This window comes from Streptomyces sp. NPDC046915 (assembly GCF_040644935.1).
Lineage (GTDB): Bacteria > Actinomycetota > Actinomycetes > Streptomycetales > Streptomycetaceae > Streptomyces.
On sequence record NZ_JBEYXB010000033.1, the window covers coordinates 17651 to 30774 of the forward strand.

General features: G+C 69.0%; 7 protein-coding genes. All 7 read right to left on the bottom strand.

The features are described 5' to 3' along the window. Window positions 1-18 precede the first annotated feature (18 nt). A complete protein-coding gene (locus tag ABZ915_RS44690; RefSeq protein WP_361816040.1) occupies window positions 19-1347 on the bottom strand; it encodes a ricin-type beta-trefoil lectin domain protein in 1329 nt (442 codons plus the stop codon). Window positions 1348-1424: 77 nt separating this feature from the next. After that, on the bottom strand, window positions 1425-3407 hold the full coding sequence (locus ABZ915_RS44695; protein WP_361815913.1) for an alpha-L-fucosidase: 1983 nt from the start codon (window positions 3405-3407) through the stop codon (window positions 1425-1427). Between the two features lie 63 nt (window positions 3408-3470). After that, window positions 3471-5879 (bottom strand): ricin-type beta-trefoil lectin domain protein, encoded by a 2409-nt coding sequence (locus ABZ915_RS44700; protein ID WP_361815915.1) that lies wholly within the window; start codon window positions 5877-5879, stop codon window positions 3471-3473. 23 nt (window positions 5880-5902) lie between these two features. Then, entirely contained in the window at window positions 5903-7741 is a 1839-nt protein-coding gene (locus ABZ915_RS44705; RefSeq protein ID WP_361815918.1) for an RICIN domain-containing protein, read from the bottom strand. Between the two features lie 148 nt (window positions 7742-7889). Next, window positions 7890-9422: an arabinofuranosidase catalytic domain-containing protein gene (locus ABZ915_RS44710; protein ID WP_361815921.1), complete on the bottom strand. Its 1533-nt coding sequence runs from the start codon at window positions 9420-9422 to the stop codon at window positions 7890-7892. Between the two features lie 139 nt (window positions 9423-9561). After that, a complete protein-coding gene (locus ABZ915_RS44715) occupies window positions 9562-11214 on the bottom strand; it encodes a ricin-type beta-trefoil lectin domain protein (RefSeq protein ID WP_361815923.1) in 1653 nt (550 codons plus the stop codon). A 126-nt stretch (window positions 11215-11340) separates the two neighbouring features. Continuing rightward, window positions 11341-12774 carry an arabinofuranosidase catalytic domain-containing protein gene (locus tag ABZ915_RS44720; protein ID WP_361815926.1) on the bottom strand — a complete coding sequence of 478 codons (1434 nt, stop codon included), beginning with the start codon at window positions 12772-12774 and terminating at the stop codon, window positions 11341-11343. Window positions 12775-13124: the final 350 nt, after the last annotated feature.

A 13124-nucleotide genomic window follows, 5' to 3' on the forward strand; every position in this document is an offset into this window, starting at 1 on the left:
GTGCCTGGCCCCGGTGTGTCAGTTCTCCAATCGCCAGCGCTGGTTCGTACCGCCCGTGCAACTCCACAGCTGGACTTTCGTCCCGTTCGCGGTCCCCTGGCCGACGGCGTCCAGGCAGAGCCCCGACTGCACTGCTGTGATCGTGCCGTCGGGATTGATGTTCCACTGCTGGTCTGCCTGTCCGCCACAGTCCCAGATCGCCACCGGGGTGCCGCCCCCTGCCTGGCCGGAGGTGCCCAGGCACTTGTTGCCGTAGACAACCACCTGCTTTCCGGCGCTGTAGGTCCACCGTTGGTTGGAGCCACCGTTGCAATCCCACAGTTGTGCCTGCGTGCCGTTGGCCGTGGTGGAGTTGTTGATGTCGAGGCACCGCCCCGACTGCTGGCCGACGATCTCCTGATTGCCGGAGGGCGGGGGCGGAGGCGGGGGCGGGTTCGTGCCCGAGCCGAACTGGGTGAAGAACTGCCACACCGCCGCCGATGTCCAGGTGCGCCAGCCGTCACCGGTGGAACCGTCTATGGGCCCGGGGTCGTGGCCCGCTCCGTCGAACGCCGCCCACACGACGGGGTAGCCGGACCGGCATCCGGAGTAGGTGGTGATGATGTGGGTCAGGCTTCCGTAGGCCGGCTCGGGCGGGTTCTGCGGGGTGCAGCCGTTCGTCCGGACGAAGGTGTCACGCAGCTGCCGTCCCGACGCGATGGGCAGCACGTTGTCCCTGAGGCCGTGCAGACCCATGTAGGCGATGGGCTGGTTGCCGCCGTTGCACCCGCTGAGGTTCGCACCCGAGTAGACCGCGACCGCGCGGAAGACTGTCGCCCGGGAGCAGGCCAGGGCGTAGGACATCGCGGCGCCGTAGCTGAAGCCCGCGGAGAACAACTGGGTGGTGTCGACGCACAGACCTGCTTCGATCTGGCTGACCATGGCGTCGACGAAGGCCACGTCCTGGCCGCCGGGGTTCGCCCAGCCGTTGCCGTTGCCCTGGGGCGCGACGAAGATCGTGCTGTTGTTCGCGTCCGCCAGGCGCCGCAGACCGTAGTAGGACCAGTTGTACCCGTCCGTTCCGCCCGAGTCGACGTCATTGGCCGTGCCGCCCCGCCAGTGGAAGCCGAAGACCAGCCGGTAGGGGTGGTTGTTGTCGTAGCCGGCCGGGACCCGCAGTATGTAACTGCGGGTCTGAGCGCCGCTCTGGATCGTGTGGTTACCGCTCGTCAGCGCCGGGGCCTTGCCGCAGCCGGCGGTCGTCCGGACGGCACCGGTGGTCCTTGCCGACGCGGGCGCGCCCGGGCTGCTGCTGAACGAGGTGCCCGCGGCCGACAGGACGAGAAGTAACGCGGCCGCGATCGACATCAAGAGTGGTTTGGGTTTCATGCACTCCTTCTTCCATGGTGGGGGGACGTGCGGGGAGCTTCTGTCGCCGGGGCGGTTCACACGCCGGTGATGGTCCATTCGTTGTTGGTGCTGGAGTTCGGCGTCCACAGCACCGCCGTCGAGCCGACCGTCGTGCTGCCGCTGCCGTCGAGGGCGGTGCCGGTGCCCCGGTTGACGATCTGGTAGCGGTTGCCACCGAGGTTGTTGAGGGACCACTGCTGGTTGTTGCCGCCGTTCCACGCCTCCTGGCGGGCGGGAGCACCGTTGGCGGAGTTGCCCCAGCTGTCGGCGGCCATGCCGTTGGTGCGGTTGATGATGCGGTAGTAGCCGTTGCCGAGGTCGATCAGCTGCCACTGCAGGTTGGTGCTGCCGTCGTAGTTCCACTGCTTGAGGTTGGCGCCGGAGGCGACGTTGCCCCCGCTGTCGAGCACGAGTCCGCTGGTCACATTGGCGATCTTGACCCAGGTGGTGGAGCCGCCCGGAGCGCCCAGCGGGGGGATCTGGCCGGAGAACGTGAGCTTGACCGTGTACGCCAGGGCGCTGAACGGCGCGTTGGACGAGGGCATGGTGAGGTGCAGGCCGGAAGCGTCCTGGACCGGTGCGGGCAGATCGGTGTAGCTGCCGGCGGTGTTGTTCAGCAACTGCGCGCCGGTCAGGCTGCTGAGGTTGAACTGGCCCGAGTTCAGCGTCGTGATGGTCATGGTGCCGCCCTGCCAGCCCAGCGCGGTGGCGTAGAGGACCTTGTTGTCCTGGCTGCGGGTGAACCTGACGTCCTGCGGTTTGCCGGCCACCGGACCGCTGAACGAGCCGCCGCCCATCTTGGTGGGGCCCTCGCCGTAACTGACCCAGGAGCGGGTGCCGTAGATCGCCTCTCCGAAGCGGCCGAGCCAGTCACCCATCCCGAGCAGGATCGACTGCTGACCGGAGGGGATGGTGCCGTCGGCCATGGGGGCGATGTTCAGCAGCATGTTGCCGCCCTTGCTGACCCGGTCGATCAGCGAGTGGAGCAGTGCCTGCGTCGAGTAGTAGCCGATGCCCACCGTGTAGCACCAGCTGGAGGAGGAGATGCTGTCGTCGGTCAGCCAGTAGGGGGTGAGAAGCCCGGCCGGGCCGCCGCGCTCGAAGTCGTAGACCTCGCCCTTGTTGTCGAAGCCGTCCTTGTAGGTCGCGACCACGTCTTTGTTCCACGAGACGGCCTGGTTGTAGTAGTGCGCGAGGAACTGGAGCCGGTAGGACTCCTGGACCAGGCCCAGGTCGAAGTCCTGATAGACCAGGTCCGGCTGGTAGCCGTCGACGATCTCGATCAGCTTGTCGTACCAGAGCTTGTTCTCCGCGGCCGAGCCCTGCTGGCCGTAGAGGATGCGCAGCGTCGGGTCCGACTGGTTCGGCACGTGGTCGTAGTAGCCGTTGAAGTGGTAGGCGTGGTGCAGCGCAGTGATGAACTTCAGCCCCTGCCCGCGGATGGCCTGCGCGTGCAGCCCCACGAGATCGAGCTTGGGGCCGCGCTGGACCGAGTTCCACGGGTTGGCGCGGCTGTTCCACATGGAGAAGCCGTCGTGGTGTTCGGCGACCGGGCCGGCGAACCTCGCTCCCGCGGCCTTGAACAGCCGCGCCCAGGCCTCCGGGTCGAAGTTGCCGCCCTGGGAGGCGAGTCTGGGGGCGAACTGCACATGGTTGCCGGCCTTGTCCCGGCCACCGTCGATGAAGTTGTTGTACGGCCAGACCGAGGGGTCGCCGTAGGTGTCGATGTGGTGCCTGTTCTCGGCCGAGCCGCCGATGTACATGTTGCGCGGGTACCACTCGTTGCCGAACGCGGGAACGCTGAAGACGCCCCAGTGGTAGTAGATGCCGAACTTGGCGTCCTGGAACCAGGTCGGGGCCGGGGGGTGCTGGTCCACGGAGGACCAGCTCGCGGTGTAGCTTCCGGGGCCGTCGGTGGCGGCGGCCTCGGGGGCGAACCGCAGCAGACCGAAGGCCGTGGCCGCGCCGGCCGCCGCGAGCAGCCGGCGCCGGCTGACCGGCAGGGAGGAGGAAGACATGGGGGCCTCTCTGGGGATTCACGGGGTGGAGCGGGAGTCGGTGGTCGTCGGGCGGTCAGCGGATCAGTCGCGTGTCCACTTCTGGTTGCTGCTGCCGTTGCAGGTCCACAGCTGCAGCAGGGTGCCGTTGGCCGTTCCTGCGCCGGTGGCGTCCAGGCACAGGCCGGACTGGTCACCGGTGATCGTGCCGTCGGCGTGGAGCGTCCACTTCTGGTTGGCGCCGCCGGTGCAGCCCCAGATGTCCACCTTGGTGCCGGGGCTGGTGCCCTGGCCCGCGGCGTCCAGGCAGTCGCTGCCGTAGACCCGCAGCTCACCGGCCGAGGTGCTGGTCCACTGCTGGTTGCTGCCGCCGTTGCAGTCCCACAGCTCCACCTGGGTGCCGGCCGTCTGCGACTGGTTCGGCACGTCCAGGCACCGGCCGGAACCGGCCCCGACGATCGCGCCGGTCGTGCCGCCGTCGTTGCCGCCACTGCCGGGAGTGATGGACAGGTTGTCGAACTGCGCCGTCTCGCCCTGGCTGGTCGCGTAGCCGATCTGTCCGGCGGCCCAGGTGCGGTCGGTCACAGAACCGACCATGGCACCGTCGACGACGGCGGTGATGGTGGTGCCCGACAAGGTGAGGGCCAGGGTGTGCCACCGGTTGGTGCCCAGCGCGGCGGTCGTGCCGCGGGCCAGGGTGGAGACGTTGCCGTTGGTGTTCGAGTTCAGGATCGACCAGGCCCCGGTGTCGCTCACCCGCAGGTGGTAGGCGTTCAGCCCTCCGGTGCGGTCGTAGTCGTGCCCGCCCGCACGGCCGATCAACTCGGCGTATCCGGGCTGTTCGAGCATGACGTCCGAGGAGACGGTGTAGTTGCCCCAGCTGGTGTCACCGAGCAAGGCGTGCGGATCGGTCAGCGCGTCCCAGGTGATCGGCTTCTGCGGGCTCATCTGGCGCACGCACTTGCCGCCGCGGCCACCGCCGCAGCCCACCGTCTCGAAGGCGCCCTGCCAGTCCATGAGGTACTTGGCCTCGGTGCCGGTGGCGTAGCTGTCGAAGGAGTCGCTGTACGGGAGCGCCAGCTTGCCCTGGGCGGGACCGGTGGCGGTGCCCTTGCCCTGACCGGTCGTGGTGGTCAGGGTGTACACGCGGCCGGGCTGTACGGTGAGGCTGAAGCCGCTGCCGGACGGGGTGATGTCCGTGGTGTGCACGAAGTAGTCGGCCGGGTCGCCGGAGCGGACGTCGGTCGACCAGACGTGGACGGTCCTGGTGGACAGCCCACCGGTGACGTTGAAGTCCAGCGTCTGGGCGCCGCCGGCGTCCATCGTCTCGATGACCGTGGACCAGTCGGAGTTGTTCGTGGACTTCAGTGCGACGTAGCTGCCGTTGTTCCGGTTGCCGCCGATGTAGCCGCTGGAGGCGTCGAGGTAGTGCCACCCCGGGGCGGTGAACTGGCTGGTCTGTGCCATCACCCAGGCGTTCTTGCCGATCGAGTAGTGGCCGGACCAGGGCTGCGAGGCCAGGGCGAGCCCCATGGTGGGGTACGGGATGTTGGGTGTGATGGCGGCCACCACAGGCCAGTTGAGGTACGCGGTCATCCGGCCGTCGATGTATCCGCGGTTGATGCCGCGGGCCACGGCCTGCGCTCCCCCGTTGTAGTCGTCCGAGCCGTTCTCGCTCGCCCACAGCGTCTTGCCGGACGACGTGGCGGCCGACGGCACCGAGCAGTTGGACTGGGACGACCGGTAGCCGCAGGGGTAGTGCGTGCCGATGACGCTCACCGCGGCGGCGAACGCCGGGTTGGAGTTGACGTCGTTCGCCACGTTCCAGTCGGAGTCAGCCGCGACGATCTTGACGTTGCCGTAGCCGTTGCTGTTGAGCGCGCTGCGCAGCTGCTCGTACCACGAGATGTTGTAGCCTCGCTCGTTCCACCCGCCGAGGTAGCCGATGCTCAGCCCGTGCTGCTTGGCGCAGCCCAGCCAGGAGAGCAGGTAGTTGACCATGTCGGTGGACCAGAAGTTCCCGCCGCCGATCCAGCTGGGCGCCCCCCAGGCGAGCCCGTACAGCTTGATGTCCGGGTTGCGCGCCTTGGCCTGCTCCATCAGCCACCACTCGTAGCCCCGGTCGCAGTTCAGGTCGGACCGGGTGTGCTGGTGGCTGGGCTCGGCACCCGAGGTGGAGTTGGTGTCACCTCCGACCTCCGCCTTGAGGATCTGCAGGGAGGCGCCGTAGCCGGGTTTGAACAGGTAGTCCAGGATCTGGCCCCGCTGGGGCTCGGGATAGTCGATCAGGAGTCTGCTGTTGCCGCCCCCGCCGCTGATCGCGCCGACACCGTCGAAGGTGCGGCCACCGGACGCGCCGTTGATCGTGATGGAGGTGGCGGCCTGGGCCGGCGCGGCGGCCGTGGCCACGAGACCGCCTGCGGTCAGGAGGAGGCCCGCGAGCACGGCCGTCAAGGCGCGCAGGCGCCGGAACAACCGGCTGAAAGCTGACACGGTGAGTTCCTTTCGCAGGTCGATCAGCGGGGAGTGAAGTCCTGGTTGCTGGCGGGCGTGTTCTTGCACTGCCACTGGTCCAGTTGCTGGCCGAGGTTGCTGCCGGCGCCGTAGACGTCCAGGCACAGGCCGCTGTTCTTGTTCTGGAAGGCGTAGGAGCCGTCGGACTGCGGCAGCGGCAGCCAGAGGCCGCTCGCCGCGGTGCCGGGGGCCTGCTGGACGATGTCCGGGGTGCCCGCCGCCGTGGAGCCGCCGGCCACCGCCACGTCCAGGCCGGAGTTCTGGGCCCGCAGTTCGCCGTAGCCGCCGGAGGCGGGCACGAACCGGAACTTCTGGTTGGCCTGCCCGTTGCAGGTCCACTGGTCGATCGCGGCGCCGGTGCTGCTCGAGTTGCCGTAGACGTCCAGGCACAGGTTGTCGGAGGCGATCACGAGTTGGTGGTCGCCGTCCGGGAAGCCGCCGCCACCGCCACTGGATGAGGCAGGTGTCAGGTAGACGGAGAAGGCGTCGTGAGCGCCCTGGAACGTGATCGGCACGGTGATGGACCCGCCCGAGGCGCTCACGTTCTGGTCGTACACCGTCTGCGGGGCGCCGAGCGGCGCCTGGTCCGGGATACGGCGCACGGTGACGTGCACGCCGTCGTCGCTCGCCAACCAGGGTACGGAGGCCAGCCCGTCGAAGGTCACGGACGCGGCGCCGGTGTACCCGTTCGAGTCGCCGATGACCGCCACCGCTCGCTTGGCGGCGGAGTCTTCGGAGGCCGAGATCGCCGTGGAGCCGACCTGGCCGGAGGTGTCCACGAGGGTGCCGGCCATGTCGGCGTAGTCCCGAAGCGCCCACCAGTTGCCGGTCGGCTGCCAGCTGCCCCCGCTCTGGGTGAGGACTCCGGTGAGGTTCGGGGTCATGCAGCACACCCAGTTGCCGCGCATCGCGTTGGTGTACCCGGACTGCGCGAACCGCGCCAGGTACCAGGCTGTCACCCCGGCGGTCTGCCGGTCGGCCGGCTGGTACTCGTTCGAGGACAGCGGCAGCGGGCCGATGCCCGCCGCGGTCAGGTCGCTGTTCAGCGTCCGCGCGACGGTGACCGGGTCGTCGACGTCGCCCTCGTTGTGGTTGGTGATCATGTCCGGCACCGTCCCGGCCGCCTTCACGTGCGCGAGCCAGGTCTGCCATTCACCCGGATTGTGCTGCGGATTGAAGGCGAGTGACGGCCCCACGATCTGCGCCTCGGGTGCGATGCGCCGGATCTCCCGGTAGGCGGTGTCCCACATCCGGAAGTACTGGGTGCTGTTCACCCCCCGGGTCCAGAAGGCGGAGATGTCCGGCTCGTTCCAGATGTCGTAGGCGAACGTGAGCCCCGAAGCCTGAAGCGCTCCCACCGTGGAGTCGATGAAGCTGACCCAGTTGGAGCAGTCCCCGTTGTCGCACGGGTACCTCGTGTTCGACGGCTGGCCGCCGTTCGCGCCGTAGATGTCGCTCACCAGCACCTGGTACTGCGCGTGATAGGGCGGCCGGGTGAGCCGTTTCGCCTGCGCGGTGATCGAGTCGAGGTCGGCCCGGGTGGCCGAGCCGTACTGGTAGCCGTCCCTGATCCAGCCGCCGGAGAACCATCCGCCGCCGCGGAAGGCGTTGATCCCCAGCGGCTGGATGAACTGGTCCGCCGGCTGGCTGCCGTCCTGGGTGATGCCGTAGAGGAACCCCTCCCCCACGCCGGTCGACGGTTCCCGCGTCGACGCCAGGTGCACGCTCAGCGACTCGCCCGCGGCGGCCTGGCTCGCGGTCGTCGACAGCAGCGGAAGCATGAGCGCCAGGATGATGCCGACCGTCAGTGCCAGTCGGCCGGGCCTCGCTCTCGTCCTCATTCCGATCCTCCTCCCGGTTCGGCGCCGCGGTGCTGCGGCGCGCGTCATGGACGGGGCCCGCTCCCCTGCTCGAGGCGGCGCGGCGCGGTGGCATGCCGGGGCGGCGGTCGGATTCCGCCCCGGCGTCGAGCGCGGGTCTCTCACAAGGTCAGCCCAGTGACCATTGCTGGTTGGATCCGCCGTTGCAGGTCCACAGTTCGACGGAGGTGCCGTTGGTGGTGGCGGCGCCGGTGACGTCGAGGCACAGGCCGGACTGGGCGTTGGTGACGGTGCCGTCCGTGTTGACGTTCCACTGCTGGTTGGTCTGGCCGTTGCAGGTCCAGGTGATGGCCTTGGTGCCGGGGCTCGTGCCCCGGCCCGAGGCGTCCAGGCACAGCCGGCTGCCGCCGGAATACACGGTGAGCTCCTGGGAGGCGGTCTTGGACCAGGTCTGGTTCGCCGCGCCGGCGCAGTCCCGGATCTGCGTCTGCGTGCCCGGCGTCGTGGACGCGCCCGGCACCTCCAGACACCTGCCCGCACCCACCGCCCGCAGCGCACCCGTCGTGTTGCCACCGCCGCCGCCCACCCCGTAGCCGGCGGCGGTGACGGCGGCCTGCACGGCGTTCTCGGTGGCGTCGGAGGGGTAGCCCGCCGTCATGGCGCCTTCGAAGAACTCGCCGGTGCCCGAGACACTGTTGTCGCCTCCGGTGCCGAGCAGGACCGAACTGTCGAGCTTCATCGGTGAGTAGCCGTTCGGCAAGGGGCCGGAGAAGGTGGTGGTCAGGCCGCCGCTGCTGCCGTTGCCGTATTTGAGGGTGAAGTTGCTGGTGCCGTTGTTCTTCAGCCACGCGCTGACGAACGGGAAGTGCACACCGGTATTGCCTGGGTCTTTGTTGGAACCGGTGTTGGTGTGGTACATACCGTTCTCCAGGTCGGCCTCGACCCAGGGACCGTTGCCCGTGCACCCGTTGAACCAGCAGGCGTTACCCCAGTAGATGGCGTTCATGGTGGCGTTGCCGGTGTCGGTGTGGGAGTTCTCACCGCTGCCGTAGTCGAAGCAGCACCACTGGTTCGTGAAGTTCGACGACGTCACCATGTAGACGCCTTCGGGCTGGGAACCGGTGGCCACACCCTTCGCGTGGTCGATCCGGTAGCCGACACCTTGCTTGACCTTGACGCCGAAGACCTGGTGGCCGGCCGCGGTCACCGGCAGGGCCATGGCGTCCGCGCCGACGTCGGATCCGTTCGGACCGGGCCCCTTCCAGAAGCCGCCCCAGGAGATCGGCAGGTCGTTGTGCATGCTGGTCTGGTCGTAGATCTTCGTGATCGTGCACGAGGTGCCCGCGCAGAATGAGACCTGGGAAGCCGCGTCGGCGTATCCACCCGCGCTGAGCACACCGATGTCGCGGTAGCTGTGGTCGGAGGACCGCTGGATCTGGTACAGCGGCCCGTTGTACGACGCGAAGAGCGCCCGGGTGGTAGCGTGCGCCGTCACACACGGAGTGCCGCCCGCGGCGTAGATGTCGCACGGGAGCGACGCGTCCGCCGCACGGTGGGCCGCCGGCTGGACGGTGGCGGTGGTACCGGGCTGCGAGGGTTTGGCGAACGCCGGCGCGCCGAACGCGGCCAGGGCCATCGCCAGGGCGACAAGGAGCACGGCTTTCCATCGCCGTCGCCGGTGGTGGCCGGCTGGTTCGATCATGGGGACCTCCTCTGTGGCGGTGCCGCCCCCACGGCGGCGCCGAAGCTGCGGGTGGTCGATGCGGAGGCGCCCGGCTGTCCGCGGCAGGCAGGACCGCAGGAGGGCCCGGCCGGTGCTCGGCCGAGGCGCGGAGGGGGACTCATCCCAGGGTCCACCGCTGGCTGCTGCTGCCGTTGCAGGTCCGCAGTTCGGCGAGGGTGCCGTCGGCCGTGGCCCCTCCGGTGACGTCCAGGCACAGTCCGGACTGGACGCCGGTGATCGTGCCGCCCGGGTTCAGCGTCCACTGCTGGTTGGTCTGGCCGTTGCACGACCAGATCTCCACCGTCGTCCCGGGGCTGGTCTGGTTGTTGTAGGCGTCCAGGCACATCTGGCGGCTGCCGGCGTAGACGGTGAGCTGGTTGGAGGTGGAGTGCGTCCATATCTGGTTGGCCCCGCCGTTGCAGCTCCAGATCTCCACCTGGGTGCCGGCGGTGGTGGTCGAGTTCGGTACGTCCAGGCACTTGCCGGCACCCACCGCGTGCAGCTCGCCGGTCACGCTGGTGCCGCCACCGCTGGTGGTGCCGCCCGCGACCCGGTACATCACCGTGCCGTGTGCCGGTACCGAGGCGCTGATCGTTCCGGAGGTGGTCGAGGACGCCCCCGACCACAGGTCGGTCAGGGTGTAGGCGGACGCCCCGGTCTTCCCGATGGCGGCCGCGGTGGTGGTGATGTTCGCCGTCGAGCCCGTCTCGTTGAACAGCGCCACCGACACGTCCCCGTTGGCGAGCGGCTTGGCCAGCACGTCCAGGCCGCCCGAGGAGGAGACCATCGTGCCCTGCTTGCCCAGCGGGTCCTGGTCGACCGCGATCACCCGGGAGTTGGTGAGCGTGGACAGGGTGTCCGCACTGGCCGAAGGGATGTTGGTGCCGGCGATCAGCGGCGCAGCCATCTCCGCCCACAGACTGAACTCGCTGCGGCTCTCGGTGGCCGTCAGCGAACCGTTGCCGACCTCCAGCATGTCCGGGTCGTTCCAGTGGCCGGGGCCGGCGTAGGAGGCCAGTCCCACGTTGCTGTGGAAGATCGACAGCATGCTGGAGAAGCTGGCGGTGATGTCCCCGGTGGTGCGCCAGCTGTTGCCCACGCCCGCGCCCCAGGTCCACACGTTCTCCTGGCCCCAGTTGCACAGGCTGAACAGGATAGGCCGGCCGGTGGCGGCCAGGGCGTCACGCATCGCGGTGTACCGAGTCCGCCCCGGCACTCCGGTGTTGTTGCAGTTGTCGTACTTCAGGTAGTCCACGCCCCACGACGCGAACGACTGTGCGTCCGTGGTCTCGTGCCCGAGGCTGCCCGGGTACCCGGCGCAGGTCGCGGTGCCCGCGTCCTCGTAGATCCCCAGCTTCAGCCCCAGCGAGTGCACGTAGTCCGCGGTGCCCTTGATGCCGTCGGGGAACTTGGCCGGGTCCGGCACCAGCCGTCCGCCGGAATCGCGACTGTGGGTCATCCAGCAGTCGTCGATGTTCACGTACGAATAGCCCGCCGCCTGCATGCCGTTGGTGTGCATCGCCTGCGCGGTGGACTTGATCAGCGACTCGGAGACGTTGCAGCCGTACGCGTTCCAGTCGTTGAAACCCATCTGCGGGGTCAGCGCGAGGCCGTTGCCCAGCGCGGCGGCGGGCTGCGCCGTGTCGAGGGCGAGGAGGGGGGCGGCCACGGCGAGCAGCACGGTCGAGAAGGCGATCGCCAGGGCCTTGCGCAAGGAAAGCAGCGCGCGCAGCGGTGGCAGGCGCCTGGCTCTCTCAGTGGTCACGGGCATGATTCATCGACTCCTGGGCCGAGGTGGGCCGAGTTGGGGGAGAACACACGCATGGACAGCGGGGAAGGTCCCGCGGCGGTGCTTCGGACGGGCCGGAAGACCGCCCGAAACACCGGTGAGAGCGGCTCAGCGGTAGCCGGCGGCGGTGATGTTGGCCTGCACCGCGTCGTCGGTCGCATCGGAGGGGTAGCCGGCGACGATCGCCCCTTCGTAGAAGGTGCCGGCGCTCAGGTTGGCACCGCCGCCGGGTTTGCAGCAGTCGCCGCCGCTCCCGAGGACGATGGCTCCCTGCTTCTTCATCGGGCTGTATCCGCCGGGGAGCCCGCCGTCCCACAGGGTGGTCAGGCCGCCGGACTGCGCGTTGCCGCCCTTGAGGGCGAACCTCGACGTCCCGTTGTTCTTCAGCATCGCGGTGACGAACTTGCTCGGAAACGCGCGCTGGTTGCGGTTCCAGGACTGGCTGCCGCCGGAGTACAGGCCCCACTCGAGGTCGGCCTGCACCCAGGGACCGCTGCCGGCGCAGCCGCCGAACCAGCATTCGGTGCCGAAGTTGATCGCGTCCATCGCCCCGGCGGCGTCGGCCTTACGGGTCGTCTCGCTGTTGCCGTAGTCGAAGCAGCAGCCGCCGTTGACGTGGGTGCCGCTGGTCACCATGTACGCCTCTTCGGGCGCGGTACCGGTCGGCACGCCCGTTAGGTGGCCGTCCCGCCAGTAGCTGTTCCCGGGGTTGATGTACAGCGAGTACGCCTTGCTGCCCCCGGCGGTCAGCGACTCGGAGGTCGCCTTCGAGGGGCTGCTCTGACTCGATCCGGGGACCTGGGCCGAGCCCTGGTACCACAGGTCGTTGCCGTGTCCGGACTGGTCGCGGACGACCGTGATCACGCACGTGGTGCCCGCGCAGAAGGAGTCCTGGGCCGCCGCGTCGGCGACGCCGCCGGGTGTCAGCACCCCGATGTCCCTGGTCGCGTTGTCCGAGGAGCGCCTGACCTGGTACAGGGCGCCGTGGTACGAACTGTAGAGCGCCCGCACCGTGCTGTGCGCGGCCACGCACGGCGTACCGCCCGCGGCGTAGATGTCGCACGGGCCCGATCCACCGGGCGGTGGCGGAGGCGGAGGTGCCGGAGTGCTCCACTTCTGATTGCTCTGGCCGTTACAGGTCCACAGGATCACCGCGGTGCCGTTGGCCGTTCCCGCCCCGTTGACATCCAGGCAGAGTCCGGACGCCACACCGGTGACGGATCCGTCGGAGTTCTCCCGCCACACCTGGGTCGGCCGGCCGTCGCACGACCGGATGACCACCGCGGCTCCGGGAGCCGTCCGGTTGTCGTAGGCGTCCACGCACCGGGTGCCGTTCATCGTCCTGAGTTCACCCGCCGACGTGAACTCGAAGGCCTGGTTGGCCTGGTCGTTGCAGTCCCATATCTGCAGCGCCGTTCCCGGCGTGTCGACGTTGCCCTTGACGTCCAGGCACCGCCCCGACGCCGAGCTCACCAGGGGCGCCGCCGACGCCGACGCCGACCATGTCGGCGCGGCGGCCAGCAACATGGCCAGCAGTGCCATCACGGAGACGGCGGCGGCCGCCGGTAAGCGTCGTCCGGGAGCCGCGGGGCTCCGGGACGGAGCGGTTGAAGGCTGCATTCTGTTCCTTGGATATGTGGGGGAAGGGGACAGAGAGTGCCGTGCCTGTCCGGGGGGCCAGGGCGCCCGAGAGGACTCTCAGAGAACCCTCAGACATCCCATGTCGATAGTGATTCCACACGGAACTCACAGCTGTCAATAGACTCCTCTCCATCCACCGACCTAGATTCATCCCATGTTTCTGCCTGGTCAGACCGCTGTGACGGCATGGCGAAACCCGCGTCCGGCGACGGCCGCCGTGCCGGGCGCGGGTGTTCGTTCCGGTCCGCCGA

What these genes read in the sequence shown, in the direction of transcription:
- ABZ915_RS44705 (WP_361815918.1), bottom strand. Translation starts at nt 7,741, where the DNA reads ATGAGGACGAGAGCGAGGCCCGGCCGACTGGCACTGACGGTCGGCATC.
- ABZ915_RS44690 (WP_361816040.1), bottom strand. Translation starts at nt 1,347, where the DNA reads ATGTCGATCGCGGCCGCGTTACTTCTCGTCCTGTCGGCCGCGGGCACC.
- ABZ915_RS44715 (WP_361815923.1), bottom strand. Translation starts at nt 11,214, where the DNA reads ATGCCCGTGACCACTGAGAGAGCCAGGCGCCTGCCACCGCTGCGCGCG.
- ABZ915_RS44720 (WP_361815926.1), bottom strand. Translation starts at nt 12,774, where the DNA reads ATGGCACTGCTGGCCATGTTGCTGGCCGCCGCGCCGACATGGTCGGCG.
- ABZ915_RS44695 (WP_361815913.1), bottom strand. Translation starts at nt 3,407, where the DNA reads ATGTCTTCCTCCTCCCTGCCGGTCAGCCGGCGCCGGCTGCTCGCGGCG.
- ABZ915_RS44710 (WP_361815921.1), bottom strand. Translation starts at nt 9,422, where the DNA reads ATGATCGAACCAGCCGGCCACCACCGGCGACGGCGATGGAAAGCCGTG.